Annotated in this window: 17 protein-coding genes and 1 pseudogene; 7 read left to right on the top strand and 11 right to left on the bottom strand. The window is 70.7% G+C overall.

The window, feature by feature from the left end; genetic code table 11:
• Positions 1 to 24: 24 nt before the first annotated feature.
• Positions 25 to 792 (top strand): intradiol ring-cleavage dioxygenase, encoded by a 768-nt coding sequence (locus ACFVYN_RS10970; RefSeq protein ID WP_389995667.1) that lies wholly within the window; start codon positions 25 to 27, stop codon positions 790 to 792.
• A 44-nt stretch (positions 793 to 836) separates the two neighbouring features.
• On the opposite strand, the gene ACFVYN_RS10965 is transcribed toward ACFVYN_RS10970, so the two are convergent.
• Positions 837 to 1,487, bottom strand: coding sequence for a DUF4360 domain-containing protein (locus ACFVYN_RS10965; RefSeq protein WP_389995664.1), 651 nt, complete (start codon positions 1,485 to 1,487; stop codon positions 837 to 839).
• Positions 1,488 to 1,684: 197 nt separating this feature from the next.
• Positions 1,685 to 2,143: an RrF2 family transcriptional regulator gene (locus ACFVYN_RS10960; RefSeq protein WP_389995661.1), complete on the bottom strand. Its 459-nt coding sequence runs from the start codon at positions 2,141 to 2,143 to the stop codon at positions 1,685 to 1,687.
• Between the two features lie 109 nt (positions 2,144 to 2,252).
• Between ACFVYN_RS10960 and ACFVYN_RS10955 the strand changes: the two genes are divergently transcribed.
• Positions 2,253 to 5,240 (top strand): beta-galactosidase, encoded by a 2,988-nt coding sequence (locus ACFVYN_RS10955; protein WP_389995659.1) that lies wholly within the window; start codon positions 2,253 to 2,255, stop codon positions 5,238 to 5,240.
• Positions 5,241 to 5,244: 4 nt separating this feature from the next.
• Here the strand turns inward: ACFVYN_RS10955 and ACFVYN_RS10950 are convergent, their stop codons facing one another.
• The 5 genes from ACFVYN_RS10950 to ACFVYN_RS10930 form a co-directional block, all read right to left on the bottom strand.
• Entirely contained in the window at positions 5,245 to 6,765 is a 1,521-nt protein-coding gene (locus ACFVYN_RS10950) for an alpha-N-arabinofuranosidase (RefSeq protein ID WP_389995656.1), read from the bottom strand.
• Between the two features lie 21 nt (positions 6,766 to 6,786).
• Complete coding sequence (locus tag ACFVYN_RS10945; protein WP_389995654.1) at positions 6,787 to 7,752, bottom strand: arabinan endo-1,5-alpha-L-arabinosidase; 966 nt, start codon at positions 7,750 to 7,752, stop codon at positions 6,787 to 6,789.
• A gap of 306 nt (positions 7,753 to 8,058) precedes the next feature.
• On the bottom strand, positions 8,059 to 8,934 hold the full coding sequence (locus tag ACFVYN_RS10940) for a carbohydrate ABC transporter permease (protein ID WP_389995651.1): 876 nt from the start codon (positions 8,932 to 8,934) through the stop codon (positions 8,059 to 8,061).
• Positions 8,931 to 9,869: a carbohydrate ABC transporter permease gene (locus ACFVYN_RS10935; RefSeq protein ID WP_389995648.1), complete on the bottom strand. Its 939-nt coding sequence runs from the start codon at positions 9,867 to 9,869 to the stop codon at positions 8,931 to 8,933. Before ACFVYN_RS10935 ends, ACFVYN_RS10940 begins: the two co-directional genes overlap by 4 nt.
• On the bottom strand, positions 9,866 to 11,215 hold the full coding sequence (locus tag ACFVYN_RS10930) for an extracellular solute-binding protein (protein ID WP_389995645.1): 1,350 nt from the start codon (positions 11,213 to 11,215) through the stop codon (positions 9,866 to 9,868). The genes ACFVYN_RS10935 and ACFVYN_RS10930 overlap by 4 nt, the downstream gene beginning before the upstream one ends.
• Positions 11,216 to 11,395: 180 nt before the next feature.
• Here ACFVYN_RS10930 and ACFVYN_RS10925 point away from each other — a divergent pair, with 180 nt between their 5' ends.
• The 3 genes from ACFVYN_RS10925 to ACFVYN_RS10915 are packed head-to-tail and all read left to right on the top strand — an operon-like array spanning position 11,396 to position 14,605.
• Positions 11,396 to 11,986, top strand: coding sequence for a toxin-antitoxin system, toxin component family protein (locus tag ACFVYN_RS10925; RefSeq protein ID WP_389995642.1), 591 nt, complete (start codon positions 11,396 to 11,398; stop codon positions 11,984 to 11,986).
• Positions 11,983 to 13,212: an MAB_1171c family putative transporter gene (locus ACFVYN_RS10920; RefSeq protein ID WP_389995640.1), complete on the top strand. Its 1,230-nt coding sequence runs from the start codon at positions 11,983 to 11,985 to the stop codon at positions 13,210 to 13,212. Before ACFVYN_RS10925 ends, ACFVYN_RS10920 begins: the two co-directional genes overlap by 4 nt.
• On the top strand, positions 13,205 to 14,605 hold the full coding sequence (locus tag ACFVYN_RS10915; RefSeq protein ID WP_389995637.1) for an NAD(P)/FAD-dependent oxidoreductase: 1,401 nt from the start codon (positions 13,205 to 13,207) through the stop codon (positions 14,603 to 14,605). Before ACFVYN_RS10920 ends, ACFVYN_RS10915 begins: the two co-directional genes overlap by 8 nt.
• Before the next feature lie 20 nt (positions 14,606 to 14,625).
• On the opposite strand, the gene ACFVYN_RS10910 is transcribed toward ACFVYN_RS10915, so the two are convergent.
• The 4 genes from ACFVYN_RS10910 to ACFVYN_RS10895 all read right to left on the bottom strand — a co-directional run bounded on the left by ACFVYN_RS10910 (position 14,626) and on the right by ACFVYN_RS10895 (position 17,870).
• Positions 14,626 to 15,474, bottom strand: coding sequence for an SMP-30/gluconolactonase/LRE family protein (locus ACFVYN_RS10910; RefSeq protein WP_389995636.1), 849 nt, complete (start codon positions 15,472 to 15,474; stop codon positions 14,626 to 14,628).
• A complete protein-coding gene (locus ACFVYN_RS10905) occupies positions 15,471 to 16,244 on the bottom strand; it encodes an IclR family transcriptional regulator (protein WP_389995633.1) in 774 nt (257 codons plus the stop codon). Before ACFVYN_RS10905 ends, ACFVYN_RS10910 begins: the two co-directional genes overlap by 4 nt.
• 246 nt (positions 16,245 to 16,490) lie before the next feature.
• Complete coding sequence (locus tag ACFVYN_RS10900) at positions 16,491 to 17,714, bottom strand: PucR family transcriptional regulator (protein ID WP_389995631.1); 1,224 nt, start codon at positions 17,712 to 17,714, stop codon at positions 16,491 to 16,493.
• A gap of 3 nt (positions 17,715 to 17,717) precedes the next feature.
• Positions 17,718 to 17,870: a hypothetical protein gene (locus ACFVYN_RS10895; RefSeq protein WP_389995628.1), complete on the bottom strand. Its 153-nt coding sequence runs from the start codon at positions 17,868 to 17,870 to the stop codon at positions 17,718 to 17,720.
• A 223-nt stretch (positions 17,871 to 18,093) separates the two neighbouring features.
• On the opposite strand from ACFVYN_RS10895, the gene ACFVYN_RS10890 reads away from it, so the two are divergent.
• Entirely contained in the window at positions 18,094 to 19,083 is a 990-nt protein-coding gene (locus ACFVYN_RS10890; RefSeq protein ID WP_389995625.1) for a DUF3068 domain-containing protein, read from the top strand.
• A gap of 193 nt (positions 19,084 to 19,276) precedes the next feature.
• Positions 19,277 to 19,518: pseudogene (locus tag ACFVYN_RS10885) on the top strand (glycosyltransferase family 1 protein); the annotation flags it as partial.

The following is a 19,518-nucleotide window of genomic DNA, read 5'->3' as shown; positions in this document are numbered from 1 at the left end:
AACCGCTTCTAAGGTGCCGTGTTCATGACAGACACCCCCATGGATGAGACCCCCACGAGAGACACTCTCGCCCGCCGCACCGTCCTGGTCGCCACGGGTGCCACCGCCGCCGCCCTCGCCGTCGGCGCAGCCGCGCCCGCCACCCCCACCGCGCACACGGCCCCCGTGGCCGCCGCGGCGGTCTGCACCCTCACCAAGGAGATGACCGAAGGCCCCTACTACCTCGACGGCCAGTACGTCCGCTCCGACATCACCGAGGGCAAGACCGGCTTCCCGCTCAAACTGGCCCTCACGGTGGTCGACGACGACACCTGCGCCACGATCAGCAACGCCCTCGTCGAGATCTGGCACTGCGACGCGCTCGGCGAGTACTCCGGCTACGTCGGCAAAAACGGCCACAACGAGCCCGACAGCGGCACCTTCCTGCGCGGCGGCGTGCTCACCGACTCCAGTGGCGTCGCCCGCATCACGACGGTCTACCCCGGCTGGTACATCGGCCGCTGCGTCCACATCCACGTCAAGGTGCACGTCGGCGTCACCCTCACCTCCGACGGCTCCTTCACCGGCGGCACCGAGCTCCACACCGGCCAGCTCTTCTTCAACGAGACGGTCACGGCCAAGGTCGGCGCGCTCTCGCCGTACTCGGCCAACACGGTCCGCCGCACCACCCTCGCCCAGGACGGGATCTACGACGACGGCGGCGCCGCGTCCGGCCTCCTGACCCTGACCGCCCTGGGCAGCAGCCCCTCGGCCGGTTACTCCGGCACCCTGACGCTCGGCGTCGAACGCTGATCACGCGTCGCCCGCCGCCCACAAGAGCGGCGGGCGACACCCGTTCACCTTCCCGGGCACTCCTTCCACGCCATGTGGTACACGGTGCTGATGTCACCGTCGGTCGAGTCCATCGTCATGAAGCTGACCTTGGACGGCGAGGAGGTGCCCGCGTTCACGCGGACCTCCGTGTTGATGTTGAAGTTGCGCTGAACCCCGCAGGGCGCCCACACCAGCTGGGCCCAGTCGGTGGTGTCGGTCGCCTGCCAGTTGTCGTTGTAGGCGCCGGGGAAGGTGTGGGTCTTGGCGGCCGTCTGCGAGGAGCCCTGGAAGTAGTACGACGCCCGCTGGACGCCGCTCGCGCCGGCCTGGAGCGAGGCGAAGCCCCGGTAGTCGGCCTCCGCGATGGCGTACGTGAAGCCCTGTGGGACATGGACGATCAGGTTGAGCTGGCAGTTCTTGCGGAACGCCGTGGGGTCGGAGTTGCCGCCGACCTGGGCGAGGTAGTCACTGTAGGTCACCGTGAACGCGGTGTTGTCCTCGGAGACCGCGACGGCCGCCGTGCCCGCGGGACAGCCGGAGCCGTTCACCGTGGCGACATTGATGACGATCTTGTCCGGGGGCGGGTCGACGAACCCGCCGGACGGGTTGTGCGCGGGCACCGCCGCGGTGAGGAGGGCGGCGACGGCGCCGCCCAGAAGCAGTCCACTTGCCATGGGGGGTCTCTCCTCTGCGCTGAAGTTGAAGCGTGGAGAACCTGTGTGGTTTCTGTGAAGCACCGCGGCGATCGAATCGTAGGGAGCGCCCTGTGACACCGCCAGAGCGAACTCCAGCCATTCCCTCGGCAACCTAACTCACGTGTAACCAGCGGAAGTTGGACCCCGCCTGGACCCCGGCTGACCCCCCGCAGGAGTCAGGGGTTCTCCCACGCGGCCGGCTCGGCCGCGAGCCGCTGCACCGGCTCCGGGAGCGCGTCGCCCGCGATGTCGGCGATGGTGACACCCTCCAGGATCTTGCGGACGTTGGCCCGCAGGGCGATCCACAGCGGGAGCAGCGGCTGTGCGGAACCCGTGTACTCCAGACCGGTGGGCCGCTCACCGCGCACCGACACGATCGGCCCGTCGACCGCACGGATGACATCCGCGACCGTGATGGCCGAGGCCTCGCGCGCGAGCCGGTAACCGCCGCCCCCGCCACGCCTGCTGTCGACGATCCCCCCGCGCCTCAGATCGCCGAGAATCCCCTCCAGGAACTTGTGCGGAATGTCCTGCACCGCGGCGATGGCCTCGGCCTTCACCGGCTCCGAGCCCTGCCTCACGGCGAGCTCCAGCACCGCCCGTACCGCGTAGTCCGCCCGTGCCGAGATCCTCATAGGGCAATTGTGCGGTGTGCGGGCGTAGACAATGGTCACGCCACAATAGGCACACCACCCACACCACGGACGGACTGGCGCTAGCGCGGCACGACCAGGAGGCGCTCCCTTGGAGCTGACCAGACGTACATTCGGCGCCCTCGCCGGCACCACGGCGCTCGGCTTCGCGCTGAGCGGCAGCGGTGGGGAGACCACCCGGGCCTACGCCTCCCACAGCGTGCCCACCGGGCCCGCGCCCGGCGCGCCCGCCGCCGACCGGGTCCGGCACAAGGTCGGCCACGACAAGCACTCACTGCTGGTCGACGGCCGGCGCCTGGTGCTGTGGTCCGGCGAGATGCACCCCTTCCGGCTGCCGAGCCCGTCGCTGTGGCGGGACGTCCTGCAGAAGATGCGCGCCCACGGCTTCAACGCGGTGAGCGTGTACGTGGCCTGGAACTACCACTCCCCGGGTCCCGGCCAGTACGACTTCACCGGCGTCCGGGACCTCGACCTGTTCCTGCGCACGGCCACCGAGACCGGCCTGTACGTGATCCTGCGCCCGGGCCCGTACATCAACGCCGAGGTCGACGGCGGCGGTTTCCCCGGCTGGCTCACGGCGACCGCGGGCCGGGCCCGCACCTCCGACCCGGCGTATCTGTCGTACGTGGACGAGTGGCTGACCGAGGTCAACGCCATCGCAGTGCGGCATCTGTTCACCAAGGGCAGCGGCACGGTCCTGCTCTACCAGATCGAGAACGAGTACGACGCCTTCGTCGACGAGAGCCTCGGCCGGGACTACATGTCCCACCTGTACAAGAAGGTGCGGGCCGACGGGATCGACGTCCCGCTGTTCCACAACGACAAGGGCAGGAACGGCTACTGGGCCCCCGGGTCCTTCAACACCGGGGGCGAGGAGCGTGGGTGGCTCTACGGCTTCGACGGATATCCCGTGCCGTCCGAAGTGCCGCCCGACTGGGGCGACTTCGGCGTGGGCGGACTGAAGGGCGGGGCCACGGCCAGCCCCAGGACGCCCGGGTTCATCCCGGAGTTCGGCGGGGGCTGGTTCGACCCGTGGGGCGGGGCCACCTTCGACGGCAAGGGGTACGCCGAGGCGCGACGGACCCGGGACGCGGCCTACGAGCGGCGCTTCCAGCTGACCAACCTCGCCAACGGCATCACCGTGCACAACGTCTACATGACCTTCGGCGGCACCTCGTGGGGCTGGCTGCCCGCACCGCAGGTCTACACGTCGTACGACTACGGCGCGGCGATCGACGAGGCGCGGCGGCAGACCCCGAAGCTCGCCCCGACGCACCAGCTCGGCCATCTCCTGCGGACCGTACCGGACTTCGCCAAGCTGGACCGGGCCGACGCGGTGCGGGCCGCCGACGAGCGGCTGAAGGTGTACCACCTGACCAACCCGGACACCGGCTCCCATGTGTACGTCGCGCGCAACGACACCGACGCGCCGATCACCACCACCATCCCGGACGCCGGGATCGACGTGGCGTTCACCGTCGCCGCCCATGACGCCCGACTGCTCGCCGCGAACCTGCGGTTGGGCGGACGCACCCTCAAGTACGCCACCGCGCAGCCCATGATGTGCCTCAGGGTCGGCCGGATGGACGTCGCCGTGTTCACCGCCCCGCACGGCGAGATGGCCCAGGTCCTGCTGGAGTGCCCGGAGGAGCCGCTGGTCACCCGGGGCGACGCACAACCCGCGTGGAACTACGACCTCGGCATCCTCAGGATCACCGTGCCGATGGGCGTCGGCGGCCCGGCCCGGGTGCGGATCGAGGGCGGCGGCAGCGACACCCCGCTGCTGCTCATCTTCGCCGACGACCCCTGGTCGCTGCGGCTGTTCCCGGTGGACACCCCAACCGGACCGGTGCTGGTGTACGGGCCGTCGCTGGTGCGCGGGGTCACCCTGGACGGCGCGACCGCCCACCTGAGCGGCGACACCGTCGAGGGCACGGGCATGGAGGTGTGGGGGCCGCGCGGCATGGCCCGGATCACCTGGAACGGACGCCCGCTGCGCACCTCCGCCACTCCCATGGGCAGCCTGCGGGCGGACATGCCGGCCACGCCCGGACAGCTCCCGATCCCCGGCGTGGGCGAGGTGCGGCTGCCCGCGCTGGGCGGCTGGCGGCGCCGTACCGAGAACTTCGAGGCCCTTCCGGACTACGACGACTCCGGCTGGACGCGGGCCGAGCGCACGAGCTCGTTCAGCGTCACCCCGGTCCCGAAGCGCGGGCCGGTCCTGTTCGCCGACGACTACGGCTTCCACTACGGCGACGTCTGGTACCGGGCCCGCCTGACGGACGCGGACGAGCTGGAGGCGGTGTCCCTGTCCTACAGCACCGGCACGCAGGGGCTGCTGATGGCATGGCTGGACGGTGAGCCGCTGGGCACGCACCGGATGCCGGTGCCGGACAAGAGCACGGCACGCAAGGGGAGTTGGACGGCGACGGCCACCTTCGACGTGCCGCCGCCCGCGGGGCCCTCGCCCCGCGTCCTGTCCGTCCTCGTCCGGCGGATGGCGCACGACATGGACGGCCGGTCCGCCGACTCCCACAAGGTGGCCCGGGGGTTGACGGACGTCACCTTCAAGGGCGGTTCACCAAAGGCGAGTTGGCGCATCCAGGGCGAGACGGCACCCGACCCGGTGCGCGGGCCGCTCAACAACGGCGGGCTGTACGGGGAGCGCAAGGGCTGGCATCTGCCGGGCTTCACCGAAGAGCACTGGGAATCCGCCGAGTTGCCCCGCGCCGACCGGCGTCAGGGGGTCACCTGGTACCGGACGACGTTCCGGCTCGCCGTGGACGCCGGCATCGACGCCTCCATCGGGCTCACCCTCGACGACGATCCGAAGCGCGCCTACCGCGTCCAGATCTTCCTCAACGGCTGGAACATGGGCCAGTACGTCAACGACGTGGGCCCCCAGCACACCTTCGTCCTGCCCAACGGCATCCTGCGCACCCGCGGCACCAACACCCTGGCGCTGGCGGTCCTGTCCGACGGGACGACGGAGTCGGGGCCGGGGGACGTACGGCTGACGGCGCTGGGAGCCTCGGCCGGAGGAGTGCCGGTGACACCGGTGGACTCCCCCGGCCGCTGAACCGTCAGGCCAGCCGGATCACGTTCCAGGACAGCGGCTCCAGTACGGCGGTGAGGGTGCCGTCCTTCAGCGCGCTGCCCTCGGCCGCGTGCGGGGCGACCCGGTCGGGGGTGTCGAGGGTGTTGCGGGCGTCCGGGTCGGCGTCGGCGAGGACGCTGTGCTCGACGACGTCCGTCAGGTCGAGGCCGCTCAGGGCGACTTCGAGCGGGAGGGGCTCGCCCTGACTCCGGTTGACGGCGAAGACGGTGACCGTGCCGTCCTCGGCGCGCACGGCGGTGGCGTGCAGGAGGTCCGTCTCGCCGTACTTCCTCGTCTCGTACGTCGGCGAGTCGACCCGTACGTCGAGGACCTCGCCGCGGCCGTACCGCGAGGCCTGGGCGAACGGGAAGAACGTCGTCTGGCGCCAGGCCGGGCCGCCCGGCTCGGTCATGATCGGGGCGATCACGTTGACGAGCTGCGCGAGACAGGCGACGGTGACGCGGTCGGCGTGCCGCAGCAGGGCGATGAGGAGGGAACCGAAGACGACGGCGTCCAGGACGCTGTAGTTGTCCTCCAGGAGGCGGGGGGCCTCCGGCCAGTCGTCCCGCTCGAACTCCTTGGCGCGCTTCTCCCACTCGGGCAGGTACCAGACGTTCCACTCGTCGAAGGAGAGGTTGATCCGCTTCTTCGACTTGAGCTTGGCGCCCACGTGGTCGGCGGTCGCGACAACGTTGGCTATGAACGACTCCATGTCGACGGCGGAGGCGAGGAAGGAGTCGATGTCTCCGTCCTCGGGCCAGTAGTAGGCGTGCAGGGAGACGTAGTCGACGAGGTCGTACGTCTCCTCCAGGACCGTCGCCTCCCACGCGGCGAAGGTCGGCATGGACTGGCTGGACGAGCCGCAGGCGACGAGTTCGACGCCGGGGTCGATCTGGCGCATCGCGCGGGCGGTCTCGGCGGCGATCCGGCCGTACTCCTCGGCCGTCTTGTGGCCGGTCTGCCAGGGGCCGTCCATCTCGTTGCCCAGGCACCACAGCTTGATGCCGAAGGGGTCCTTGTCGCCGTGGGCGACCCGGAGGTCCGACAGGGCGGTGCCTTCGGAGTGGTTGGCGTACTCCTGGAGTTCGAGGGCCTCGGCGACGCCCCTCGTGCCGAGGTTCACGGCCATCATGGGCTCGGCCTGGGGGCCGACCTTGCGCAGGAAGTCGATGTACTCCGCGAGGCCGAAACGGTTGGTCTCGGTGGAGTGCCAGGCGAGGTCGAGGCGGCGGGGGCGCTCTGTCGCGGGGCCGACGGAGTCCTCCCACTTGTAGCCCGAGACGAAGTTGCCGCCGGGGTAGCGCAGGGCGGTGACGCCGAGTTCGCGGACGAGCTCCAGGACGTCCTGGCGCAGGCCCTTGTCGTCGGCGGTGGGGTGGTCCGGTTCGAAGATGCCGGTGTAGACGCAGCGGCCGAGGTGCTCGACGAAGGAGCCGAAGAGGCGGGGGTTCACTTCGCCGACGGTGAAGGCGGGGTCGAGGGTGAAGCGGGCGGTGGGCGTGCTCATGGAGACCTTTCAGGAACGGAGTTACTTGACAACCGGCCAGTCACGCACCCAGCCGAGCCTGTTGAGGCCCAGCTTCGGTGTGCCGTTGTCGTCTGCGTCGTAGTAGTGGTACGCCAGCCAGTCCTGACCGCGGGTGCGGAAGACCGACTCGCCTCCCGTGCCGATGTACCTCCCGTGTCCTGCCAACAGCAGGTCGCCGCCGCCCTCGAGGAGCGGCTTGCCCGTGCTGTCGAGGTACGGACCGGTGACCGTGGTGGATCGTCCGACCCTGATCTTGTACGTGGAGTTCACTCCCGCACAACAGGCGTCGTAGGACGCGAAGAGGTAGTAGAAGCGGCCGTGCTTGACGAGGGACGGGCCCTCGACCGCGTACGGGGCGTCGGTGCGGGTGGCCAGGTGGTGGACGGTGGCGCCGGGGAGCGCCTTGCCGGTGGCCGGGCTCAGTTCGACCATGCGGACGCCCGTCCAGTACGAGCCGAACGACATCCACAGCCTGCCGTCCGCCCGGATGATCGCCGGGTCGATGGCGTTCCAGGAGTCGGTGGTCTCGGAGGTGAACACCTTGCCGTGGTCGGTCCAGGTGCCGGGGAGACCGGACGGGGAGGTGGCCACGCCGATCGCGGAGTGGTTGGTGCCCCAGGAGGAGACGGCGTAGTAGAGCCAGTACCGGCCCGCGCGGTAGGAGAGGTCGGGGGCCCAGGGGTCCCCGGTGTCGTTGTACTCGTACCACCAACTCGGCGGCTCGGCGAAGGCGTTGCCCGCGTCGGCCCAGTGCGTGAGGTCCTTGGACAGCCGGGCGCCGATCACACCCCCGGTCGAATAGGCCACGTACCCACCGGACCTGAGCTGGATGACGGCCGGATCGTGAATGATCTGCTGACCGGTGATCGGAAGCGGGTCGGGGTAGGCGGGGTCGGCCTGGGCCGTGGTCGGGAGGAGGGCGATGAGGGCGGCGGTCAGGACGGTGACAAGTCTGAGTCGCTTCAACTGGAGCTCCCTACGTCGATGACGGCCCGCCGGGGCCGGATACGGTCGGTGTGGCGACACCGCCCGGCGGGCTCGGACGACTCCCCCGCACCACGGCCAGACCCGGAACAGGAACCGGCCGCCGCAGGGCCGTCGCCCGGCCAACCGCGGACACACGACCGCCCGGCCGACGCCAAGGCTCGGTCGGCGACCAGCCCCGCGTCACGTCGCGACCGGGCCGCTGGCCCACCACCGGCCCTGTCCGCTCGGCGGCCGTCGAGGCGCGGCCGGCTCGCCGCCGCCGGCCCGCGCCGTACCGTGGCCGCGTCACTGGCCCGCCAGCCCCGTGTGGGCCACGCCCGCCACGATCTGGCGTTGGAAGAAGACGAACACGATGATCAGCGGGAGGCCCGCCATGAGGCCGCCGGCCATGAGCTGGGCCCACTGGATGCCGTAGGAGTTCATGACGGTCGCGATGCCGTTCGGCATGGTCATCAGGTCGGGGTTGTTGGTCACCATGTAGGGCCACAGGAAGTTGTTCCAGGAGGCGATGAAGGTGAAGATGCCGACCGCCGCCAGGGAGGGACGGGCCAGCGGGACCACGATCGTGAAGAAGACCCGCCAGCGGCCGGCGCCGTCGATGAAGGCCGCCTCCTCCAGTTCGCGCGGGACGCCCTGGAAGAACTTGTAGAGGATGTAGACCATCGCGGCCGGCGCGCACTGCGGGAGGATCATGCCCCAGTACGTGTCGACCATCCCCATCTGCTGGACCGTGGTGAACAGGGGCACGCCGAGGACCGCCGGGGAGATCATCAGCCCCGACATCACGATGCCCATGAGCACGTTCTTGCCGCGGAACTCGGTGCGGGCGAAGCCGTATCCGGCGAGGGCGCTGACCGTCAGGACGACGGAGGTGACGCAGACCGACACCACCAGGGAGTTGACGAACCAGTTGGTGATGTTGCCGGTCTCCCACAGCGCCTTCCACGCCTGGACCGTCCAGGCCTTCGGCAGCCAGTGCGGCGGGATCTCGGCCGCCTCCGCCTCGGACTTGAGCGAGGTGAACAGCGCGGCCGCGATCGGCGCCACGAAGACGGCGGAGACGGCGACGCCGAGGAGGGTGAGGATGATCTGGCTGGGCGTCCAGGGCTTGCGGGGGCTCTTGCCGGTCCTCTTGCGGGCCTGTACGGCGGTGCTGGTCATCGGCCGCCCTCCTCACGGTTGCGCAGCAGCCACATCCGCGACAGGGCGACGACTGCGATGATCACGAAGAAGATGATGGACATCGCGGAGGCGTAGCCCACGCGGTAGCTGGTGAAGCCCTGTTCGAGGGTGTACTGCACGAAGGAGCGGGTGCTGACCTCAGGGCCCGGCCCGAAGTCCATCATCACGACCGCCTGGTCGAAGAGTTGCAGCGAGGCGAGGATCTGGAGCGCGATCACCAGACCGGTGATGTTGCGCAGCATCGGCAGCGTGATGTGGACCATGCGGTGCCAGGCGTTCGCGCCGTCCAGCTTCGCGGCCTCGTAGAGGTGGTCGGGGATGCCCTGGAGGGCCGCGAGGTAGAGCAGGAAGCTGAAGCCGACGGTCCACCACAGGGTCTCGATGACGATGGCGAGCATCGCGTACGACTTGTCGGTCAGCCAGGGCGTGTCGAGCCCGAAGGTCTCGTTGATCAGGCCGATGCCCTGGGTGAACAGCCACTGGAACATGTTGGCGGCGACCGTGGAGGGCAGCAGGAACGGCACGAAGAAGCACAGCCGCCACAGCCACTTGCCGCGCTCGATGTGGTGGGCGAGCATCGCGAGCAGGAAGGCGAGGACGGTGATGCACGGGACGACCAGCAGCGTGAAGTACGCGCTGTGGCCGAGCGCGTCCCACATCGCCGAGTCGTGCAGGGCCTCGCGGTAGTTGTCGAGGCCGACGAAGTTCGCGGCGTCGCCGGAGATGTTGGCGTCCGTGAAGCTGAGGTAGACACCGCGCAGCAGCGGCCAGATCACGAACAGCGCGAAGAGCGCCAGGAACGGGGCGACGAACCAGCCCCCGTGCTGGAAGCCCTGCTTGCGGCGGACGGTCGCCGTCGCGGTCGCGGTCCTGGCGCGTGCGCCCGTGAGAACGGTCTGAGCGCTGGTCGTCATGCGACCGCACCTCCCTGCGCGGCGGTCCTGCCGTCCATCGGGTTCTTGGAGGCGAGGAGTTTGGTGAGGTGCTTCTTCATGGTCTGCGCGACCGACGCCGGCTTCGCCGAGCCCATCGTCGAGGAGACGACGACCGGGCCGAGGTCCTGGGCGAGCACCCCGGTGGAACCCGCGAACCACACCTTCGGCTCGGTGGCCTGGTGGTCCATGGCGCTGACGTACTCGTTCTGCGGGGTGAGCTTCTTGTACGCGGCCGTGGAGAGCGTCGGCGTGTACGCGGGGATGTGACCGCCGGCCGCCCACTGGAGCGCGTGTGTGACGACGTACGCGGCGAGTTCGTGCGCGCCCTCGTTGGTGGCGCCGCCGCGGCCGGCCTGGTGCGGCAGGACGAAGGCGTGCGACTCGGCGTGGGTGGCGGGCCTGCCGAAGACGGGCGGCAGCGGGGTCGCGCCGTAGTCGAGCTTCGCGCCGGAGAAGACCGGCACGGACCAGTTGCCCTCCCAGGTGAAGGGGGCGCCGTTGATGAACTGTTCGCCGGTGGGTGCGCCGGGGATGACGTATCCGTCGGTGACGTGCCGGCGGAGGAACTCCAGGACCCGGGTGGCCTTGTCGGGGTCGAAGAGGACCTCGGTGTTGTCGGCGTTGAACCACGTGCCGCCGAGCTGGGTGTAGAAGGCGACGAAGAACCACCACTGGAAGTTCTGGTCGTTGGTCCACAGGCCGATCGTCTGCAGGCCCTTCTTCTGGGCGGCCTTGGCCTTCTTCAGGACATCGAACCACTCGTCGGTGGAGGTGACCGGGACCATCCGCCCGTCGTCGCCGAGCAGGCCCGCCTTCCTCAGCACGTCCTTGCGGTAGAAGCAGAGCTGGACGTGGATGTCGAGGGGGAGGGCGTAGAGCTTGCCGTCGATGACGCCGCGCTTCCACAGCGCGGGGTTGTAGTCCTGCTCGTGGACGCCGTACTTGGCGAGCAGGTCGACGTCCCACGGGTCGAGGAGGCGGCCGGGCGAGAAGCCGGTGACCCGGCCCATGTGCATGACGCCGAGGTCGGGGGCGCGGTTGCCCGCGGCCGCCATGGCGAGCTTGGTGTAGAACGGGTTGCCCCACTGGAGGGTGGAGTCCTTCACGTCGATGTCCGGATGGGCCTTCCGGAAGGCGTCCAGCATCGCGATCATGTTGGCGCCGTCGCCGCCGCTGAACAGGTTCCAGTAGCGCACCCGGGTGTCCGCACCGGAGGCGAGCGCGTCGGCCCCGGTGCCGAGAGCCGCGAAGCCGAAGCTCCCGGCGACGGTCAGTCCGCCCGCCGCGGCGAGAAGATGCCGGCGGCTCAGGTCAGGTCGTCCCATTCCCTGCCCCATCTGTTCGAGATCTCGAATTGCGCTCGTAACTTCGAACGGGACCGTAGGCAGGAAGCGCTTTCTAGTCAATGGGGTGCGCAGGCAAAATCGGATCGCGTGACGGGACAGTTCGGGGCGCGTACTCTCGAACAGCCCGTCCTACGGCGGCGGGAGAGCTCAGGGGGTGGGATGGACATCGCGGGCGCGCGCAGGAGTGCGGCCCGGATCGCCTCGGCGCTACGACGCACCCGTGCGACCCCGGCCATGCGCGATCTGGTCTCCGACCTCACCGACGCGGTCCGGTCCCGGCCCCGCCCCCCGGCCGACGTGCCCGAGCTGTGCCGGATCCTGTGCCAGGAGATGAGCGCGCGCCGCGGCGGCCGCCTCGTCGACCTGCGTTTCGAGCGGTTCCCCGACGAGATCGCGGTGACCGGACTGTGGGTGGAGTTCGAGGACTTCGACCTCGTCATCGTCGAGGAGCGGGCCGAGGAGATGCAGCAACTGGTCATCCTGGGCCATGAGTTGTGGCACCTGCACGCGGGCCACGCCCACCATCACGCAGCCGCGGCGGACGCGCTCGCCGGACGGCCCGGCTGGGACTCCGTCGCCCTGACCGTGGCCGCCCGCAACGGCTCCCGGGAGGCTGACGAGGCCGAGGCCGACGACTTCGGGCACCGGCTCGCGGCCGCCTTCCTTCATGTGGGGCGAGGCGGCACGGCCTGCCCCGACCCGGTCCAGAGGTCGCTCGGCTACCGGGGACGCGGAGGCGGGGCGCTGTGACACCTCAGCACCTGGCCGAGGGGCCGACCGCGTTCTTCACCGGCCTGTACATCTCCTTCTGGCTGCCGGGCCTGGTCCTGGGTGCGGCCCTGGCGATCAAACTGCCCAGCATCGTCAAGCTGTGGCGGGACCCCCTGCTGCGTGCCGTCGGCGGTCTGCTGCTGCTCGCCTGCGCGGTGTTCGTCTTCGCGGCCCCGGGCACCATCGCCTGGACCAACCGGGTCACCGGCGTCCCGAACATCGCGGCCCCCTGGGTGTACTCCCTGATCACCGCGCTGTCCGCGTCCTGGCTGCTGCTGGTCGTGCACTGGCGCAACGGCCACGACCGCCGCGAGCAGACCCGGCGTGCGAACCGCTGGGTGGTCGGCGTCTACACGGCCGTGGTGGTCGCGCTGTGGGTCCTGTTCGCCCTCGCCGACGTACCGGTGGAACAGATCCGGGACCTGGACACGTACTACATCACCACGCCCTTCATGCGCGAGGAGATCCTCCTCTATCTGATCGTGCACACGGCGGCCTGTCTGATCACCGCCCGGCTCATCTGGACCTGGATCCGCACCGAGGGACTCGACGGCTGGCTGCGCTGGGGCCTCAGGTTCCTCACCGTCGGCTACGTCACCAACCTCCTGTTCAGCGTGGCCAAGTTCACCGCCATCGTGGCCCGGTGGACCGGGCACGACCTGGACTGGCTCAACACCAACATCGCGCCGTCCGCCGCCTGCATCGGCGCCACGATGGTCGCGACCGGCGTCATCGTCCCGCACGCCGGGCAGTACCTGCAGGAGCGCTGGCTGGTCCGCCGCCGACGCCGGAACCTCAGGCCGCTGGCCCGCCTCCTGCGGGCCGTACCGGGCCGCCGTGAGCCGCTCGCCCTGCAGGCCACCCCCGAGATCCGCCTGATCCGCCGCGAGACCTACATCCGCGACGCGCTCCTCCAGCTCTCCCGCCACCTCGACGAGGACCTGCGGCGGCGCTCCCAGGACGCCGCCCTCGCCCTCGGCGCCGAACCCGGCCGGGCCCGGGCCCTCGCCGCCGCGGTGACGATCCTGGACGCGGTGGAGACCGGGCGGCACGCCGGGGACGGCGACGACACGACGGCTCCTGACACCGCATACCTGCTGCAGGAGATCCACGCCGTCTCCGCGGCCCTGCGCAGTCCCGACGAGATCACGGCGGTACGCGCCCGCGCGGCCGTCCCGGCAGAGAGCCTGTCCACGCATGACTGAAAGCCCCTCCCCCGCCAGAGTCGCCGTCGTCCTCGGGGGGTCCCACACCGGCATGCTCGCGGCAGCCGCCCTGGCCGGGCCCGCCGACCGGGTCGTCGTCGTGGAACGCGACGTGCTGCCCGAAGGACCCGCGCCCCGCAAGGGACTTCCGCAGGCCCGCCATGTCCACCAGCTCTGGTCCGGCGGGGCGCTCGCGCTGGAGGAACTGCTGCCGGGGGTCACAGGAGGACTGCGTACGGCGGGGGCGCACCGGCTGCCGGTGACCACCGACATGGTGGCGCTGTCCCCGCGGGGCTGGTTCCGGCGCTGGAGCGAGTCGCACTTCATGCTGCTGTCCAGCAGGGACCTGCTGGACGCCACGGTGCGCGCCCGGGTGCTGGCCGACGACCGGATCGAACTGCTGCAGGACGCCGAGGTGCTCGGGCTCGACGGCACGGGCGCGGCGGTCACCGGTGTCCGGGTCCGGGTGGACAGCGCCGAACGCACCCTGCGCGCCGACCTGGTGGTCGACGCGACGGGCCGCGCCTCACGAACCCCGCAGTGGCTGACCGAGTTGGGCCTGCCCGCCCCCCGGAGCCGCACCGTGGACTCCGGCCTCACCTACGCCAGCCGCCGCTACCGCGCCCCCGAACCCGCCCGCGAGGGCTACCCCGTCGTCAGCGTCCAGCCCGACGCGCGCTCCGGCCGGCCCGGACGCGGCGGTGTGCTGCTGCCGATCGAGAACGGGCAGTGGCTGGTGACCCTGTACGGCACCCGCGGCGGCGAACCCACCGTCGACACCGCCGACTTCGCCCGGTACGCCCGTGCGGAGCTGCGCCACCCCGTCCTCGCCGACCTCGTCGACCGGGCCGAGCCGCTGACGAAGGTGGCCCTCACCCGTACGACGGCCAATCGCCGGCACTTCTACGAGCGGATGCCGGCGTGGCCCGAGAACTTCGCCGTGCTGGGCGACGCCGTCGCGGCGTTCAACCCGGTGTACGGGCACGGCATGTCGGTGGCGGCGCAGGGCGCGCTGGCCCTGCGGGCGGTGGTACGACGGCACGGCTGGGGCGCGCCCGGTCTGTCCCGCCGTATCCAGAAGGCGGTCGCCCGGCCGGTCTCGGCCGCGTGGGATCTGGCGATCGGGCAGGACGTGTTCTACCCGGGCGCGACACAGGACGGCCCGACCCTGCGGGACCGTGTGGTGGCCGCGTACGTCGACCGGTTGATGTACACGGCCACCGGGAACGGCCGGATCGCCCGCCGCGTCACCGATGTCACGTCGCTGGAGCGGCGGGCGGAGGTGCTGCTGGCGCCGGGGGTCCTGCTGGCGGCGGCGGTGGGGCCGTTGAAACCGGCGTTGACCGAACCGCCTCTGACCGCCGAGGAGTTGAAGAAGGCGGGGCTCGAGTAGCCGGCCCGGGACGGCCCGGCTCAGCCCGCGAACGGCTGTTGCCGTACGCCCTTCCCGGCCCCCGGCACCACCAGCAGGGAGCCCGCCACCGGGTGCGGGGCGTCCAGTCCCACCCGGGCCGTGGTGATGTACAGGTCGCTCAGGTCCGGGCCGCCGAACGCGCACGCGGTGACGCGCGGGGTCGGCAGGCTGATCACCCGGTCCAGCTCGCCGCCGGGCGTGTACCGCCGTACCGCTGCCCCGTCCCACAGGGCGACCCACACACACCCGTCGGCGTCGACGGTGAGGCCGTCGGGGAACCCTGCGCCGTCCTCGATCTCGACGAGGGTCCGGCGGTTCTCGATGTGGCCGTCGTGGTGGTCGAAGACGTCGACGCGGCGGGTGGGCGAGTCGATGTAGTACATGAGCCGGCCGTCCGGGCTCCAGCCGGTGCCGTTGCTGACGGCCACGTCGTCGAGGACGGTGTGGTGCGTGCCGTCACCGGTGATCCGGGACAGGGTGCCGCCGCCCGGTGCCTCGTCGTAGCGCATGGTGCCGGCCCACAGCGAGCCGTCGGGGGCCACGGCGGCGTCGTTGGCCCGGCGGCCGGGGACGGGCTCGTGGTGGAGCCAGCGCAGGGAGTCGTCGGGGTCCAGCAGGGCCACGCCGTCCCGCAGGTTCAGGACGAGTCCGCCGCCGGCGCGTGGCTTGACGGCGCCGATGTGCTGGTCCAGGACGCGGACCGTGCGATGCCCTGAGACGGGGTCGTAGCTGTGGAGCCGGGCCCCCAGGATGTCGATCCACAGGAGCCGCTCACCGTCCCACGTGGGCCCTTCACCGAGGGTGGCCTCGGCGCGTACGGCGACGTCGTACTGCGTGAAGCGGGTCATCCCACGCTCCGGTGACCGAGGCGCTCGGACAGCTCGGCGGCGCCCTTGGCGGCCAGCTGCTCCAGCTCGCCGCGGCGGTCCTCGCTCCAGCGGATCATCGGCACGGAGATGGAGAGCGCGGCGACGACCTGCCCGGTGCGGTCGCGGACCGGGGCCGCGATGCAGGACACGTCCGGGTTGGACTCGCGGTTCTCGACGGCGACCCCGCGCTGCCGGATCTCGTCGAGGGCCTCGCGCAGGGCGCCGGGGTCGGTGATGCTGTTGGGCGTCATCGCGGCGAGCGGTGTGCCTTCCGGGATGCGGGAGGCGAGCTGCGGCTCGGGGAGGGAGGCGAGGAGCATCTTGCCGACGGAGGTGCAGTGCGCGGGCAGCCGCCGGCCCGCGGCGGACACCATGCGCACGGCGTGCGTCGAGTCGACCTTGGCGATGTAGATGACGTCGGTGCCCTCGAGGATCGCCACGTGCACGGTCTCGTCACAGGTCTCGGCGACGGACCGGGCGACCTGCTGCCCCTCGGCGGCGAGGTCGAGCTGCTCGGCGTACCGGCTGCCGAGCTGGTACGGCCGCACGCCGAGCCGGTAGCGTCCCGGCTGGCCGGGGACCTGGACGATGTACGACCGGGCGGCGAGAGTGGTCACCAGCTCGTGCACGGTGGTGCGCGGCAGCTGGAGCCTGCGCACGATGTCGGGAGCGGAGAGCGTCCCGTCTCCGTCGAGGAAGAGCTCGAGAATGTCGAGAGCCCGGGTCACGGCAGGTACGAGGCGTCCCACAACCGGCCACCTCCCTTTACGTCTAAGGCGTCTGCGTTCGAAATCTCAACAGACGATCGGAATGACGAACACAGGCTAGCGACAGGCTGTTTCCTCGGGCAATGGTCCTGCGGGTCACGAAGTCCCCATCAGGGCTGTTTCCGCAGGAAGGACAAGGGTGCGGGCAGCCGACAGCAGTGTGTTCGTGTGCGACACGTCACATTCAGTGGCGGGCCGGGGAATGCCGCCGGAGCGGCCTTCCGCCCTTCACGCCAGCTCCCCCCGCAAGCGCCGGGCCCTCAGTACCAGCTCCAGTTCGAAGCGGCGGTCCGGGTCGTCTATCTCGTCGCCCCACAGTTCGCGGATCTGGCGGAGGCGGTAACGGACCGTCTGGGGGTGGACGCCCAGGCGGGCCGCCACCTCCGGGGCTCCGCCGCGGGTCTCCAGCCAGGCGAGGAGGGTTTCGGCGAGGCGGCGGCCGTGGGTGGGGCCGCAGTGGCGGAGGGGGGCCAGGCAGCGCAGGGCGAGGTCGTCGATCAGTTCCTCCGGCTGGAGCAGGACCAGGGCCTCGGTGTGTTCGGTGCAGTACAGGACGTCCCCGGCGGGGAGCAGGTCGCGTTCCATCAGGCGTACGGCCGCCTCGGCCCAGCGGAGGGACTTCGCCGCGTCGGCGAGCGGGACCGGGGGGCCGATCGCGCCGGCCCAGCCGGTCAGGGCCCGGTGCAGGAGTTCGGGTCGGCCGGCCGCTGCCGGTTCGGGGACGACCATGCGGGGCTGTTCGTAGTCCATGTCCAGGAGGACTCCCTGGCCCACCGCGGGCGGTACCGCCTCGCGCGCCGGACGCAGGAGGACGCCAACCGCCACCTTCTTCGGGAGGGGCCAGCCGATGCGGGCCGCGCGTTCCGTCAGCGCGTCCGCCGGATCGCCCCGGTGGCGTTCGGCCAGGAGTAACTCCATCAGGCGGCGCTGGAGACGCAGGCGCTCGCCCGCCTGGCGTGCCGCGGCCTCGGCGTAGCCCCGGACCGACTGGTCGACCAGGCCGTCCAGGTACTCGTAGCCCGCGTCCACCAGCTCGTACATCGCGGGCGGCGGGATCTCCACGCGCTGGCCGATGTCGGCGAAACGGCGCCAGGCCAGGCGTACGCCCATGCGGTAGATCGCCTGGAGCGAGTCCAGGCTGCGGCCGTTCAGGCCCTCGCCGCGGCCGAACTCCTGGAAGACGCCCGGGGGGACCGTCGGACGGCCCTCCGCCGTCTCCAGGTGCTGGACGAAGACCTCGATCGCGCGGCGGATGCCGACCAGCGCCATCGGTTCGCCGGACTCGTCCAGGACCACCGGCAGATGGGGGTACTCGCGGCGGATCTCACGCAGGATCTCCTCCGCGAGGGCCGGCGCCTCGGCCATGGCGATGGCCGCGAAACGGCGGACCTGGAGGCGCGGGACGTCATGCCAGGCCGAGCGGGAGTTCACAGGTGCCGGGCGGGCGGCCACGGGTCAACTCCCCTGGTCCGTCTGCTCGTAGGTGATCAAGGGGGTGTTGGGCTGCTCGGGTGTCGCCTCCAGCAGCGCGACGATGCCGAGCGCGGCACCGAGGGCGAGCAGGGCGGCGACCACGACGGTCAGTGCGGCGGAGAGCAGTCTGGACATCGCAGGGGCGCCTCTCTCGAGCGGCTCGATCCGGCGTACGACCCCACCCGGAACGCGGAACCCATGGGGTTCCCGGCCCCGGCACCCACCCTGCCTGTCGGCCCAGTCTCGGCAAGAGACTGACAATCCGTCAAGAGATTGACAGCACGCGCTGAATCGCCATACGGTCTCCGGCCCATAGAGCGGCCCGAACTCCGTCATCTCACGCCCCTGGAGTGTCCGGATGCGCCGTACAGCCTCTCCAATCTCCCTGATTCTGCTGGGACTCGGCACGTTTTTGCTGGTACTGGCGCCGTTGCTCGCGTGGTACGTGGCACCGCGGGCGGCCGTGAATCCGATCAACATCGACCAGACCGCCGTCTACCGCGGCACGGGCAGCGTCTTCGACACCGAGAAAGTGAAGACGGTTCCCGATCAGCGGATCACCGTCACCCAGCGGGTGCGCGCCGACGTCGAGGACAGTGAGCGCAGCGACGGCGCCGCGGTGTGGGACGTCACCACCACCGTCGACACCGACAAGTCGCTGCCGGCCTCCGACCCGCACGACGCGCTGGAGTTCGTCCCGCACCGCTGGGTCATGGACCGCAAGACCAACAGGCCGGTGCACTGCTGCGGCGAGAAGCCGTACTTCGAGGGCGAGGCCTATCTGAAGTTCCCCTTCGACGTGCAGCGACGCTCCTACCAGTGGTGGGACAACTCCCTGGGTTCGACGGTGACTTTGCGTTATCAGGGTACGAAGAAGGTTCAGGGGTACACGGGTTACCGGTTCACCGGCACGGTCGCCCCGGCGAAGGTCGGGACCCGGCTCGTGCCGGGCACGATCGTGGACCAGCCCGGCCGGCCGCAGGTGCTGGCGGAGGAGTGGTACTCCAACCACGGCATCGAGCTGGTCGTCGACCAGCGCACCGGCCGGGTGGTCTACGCACAGGTGGGCCCCAAGCGCACCCTGCGGGCGCCCGGCGCGAAGAAGGACGCCGTGGTCCTGCTGGACAGCCCGAAGATCGCGTTCACCACCGCGACCCAGAAGGAAGCGGTACGGCTGGCCAAGCGGGACAGCGGCCAACTGCGCGCGGTGGGCGAGACGTTGCCGATCGGGACTGCTGTGGCTGGATTCGTACTGGCTGCCGTGGGGGGCGTTTTGGTGGTACGGGGACGTAGGCGCCCCGAGTCCACCGATATGAGCGGTACGCCCGAGCCCGTCCTCACGATGTGACTGGACGTCAGCTCTAATAAGCCCGGAAATTGTCACGTACGTGAGTAGCCACGGCGTACGGGTGGGCGAAAACTGTGCCACCCCACCCGAGCACAAACCGTCCACACCACCCTCCTAGGAAGCACTCAGTCCCCCCACAACCAGCCTGAAAGACACTGCTGAGTTCCGCACCCTGAGACGAGTTGGAGCACCCATGCCCCAGCACGTGCCCCACCAGCTGCGCACCGCGCTTCCCCAGGCGTCGCAGCTGCAACCCTCATCGCACAGCCCGCAACACCCTTCGGCGCTCCCCCCACCTCCACGCCGAATCGTTTTTCTCGCCCATCGTGACCTCGACAATCCGGCCGCCGGCGGCTCCGAGCTCCTCGTCGACCGGCTCGCCGACGGACTGACCCGCCTGGGCCACCAGGTGACCCTGCTGTGCGGCGGCCCGGC

The sequence above is a fragment of the Streptomyces sp. NPDC058307 genome (genome assembly GCF_042880295.1).
In the GTDB taxonomy this organism is placed as follows: Bacteria; Actinomycetota; Actinomycetes; order Streptomycetales; family Streptomycetaceae; genus Streptomyces.
Note: the sequence above shows the minus strand (reverse complement) of the source record. Positions and strands in the feature narration are given on the sequence as shown.

Coding starts and splice junctions, on each gene's coding strand:
- ACFVYN_RS10970 (WP_389995667.1), top strand. CDS start 25: ATGACAGACACCCCCATGGATGAGACCCCCACGAGAGACACTCTCGCC.
- ACFVYN_RS10965 (WP_389995664.1), bottom strand. CDS start 1,487: ATGGCAAGTGGACTGCTTCTGGGCGGCGCCGTCGCCGCCCTCCTCACC.
- ACFVYN_RS10960 (WP_389995661.1), bottom strand. CDS start 2,143: ATGAGGATCTCGGCACGGGCGGACTACGCGGTACGGGCGGTGCTGGAG.
- ACFVYN_RS10950 (WP_389995656.1), bottom strand. CDS start 6,765: ATGAGCACGCCCACCGCCCGCTTCACCCTCGACCCCGCCTTCACCGTC.
- ACFVYN_RS10940 (WP_389995651.1), bottom strand. CDS start 8,934: ATGACCAGCACCGCCGTACAGGCCCGCAAGAGGACCGGCAAGAGCCCC.
- ACFVYN_RS10935 (WP_389995648.1), bottom strand. CDS start 9,869: ATGACGACCAGCGCTCAGACCGTTCTCACGGGCGCACGCGCCAGGACC.
- ACFVYN_RS10930 (WP_389995645.1), bottom strand. CDS start 11,215: ATGGGACGACCTGACCTGAGCCGCCGGCATCTTCTCGCCGCGGCGGGC.
- ACFVYN_RS10925 (WP_389995642.1), top strand. CDS start 11,396: ATGGACATCGCGGGCGCGCGCAGGAGTGCGGCCCGGATCGCCTCGGCG.
- ACFVYN_RS10915 (WP_389995637.1), top strand. CDS start 13,205: ATGACTGAAAGCCCCTCCCCCGCCAGAGTCGCCGTCGTCCTCGGGGGG.
- ACFVYN_RS10910 (WP_389995636.1), bottom strand. CDS start 15,474: ATGACCCGCTTCACGCAGTACGACGTCGCCGTACGCGCCGAGGCCACC.
- ACFVYN_RS10895 (WP_389995628.1), bottom strand. CDS start 17,870: ATGTCCAGACTGCTCTCCGCCGCACTGACCGTCGTGGTCGCCGCCCTG.
- ACFVYN_RS10890 (WP_389995625.1), top strand. CDS start 18,094: ATGCGCCGTACAGCCTCTCCAATCTCCCTGATTCTGCTGGGACTCGGC.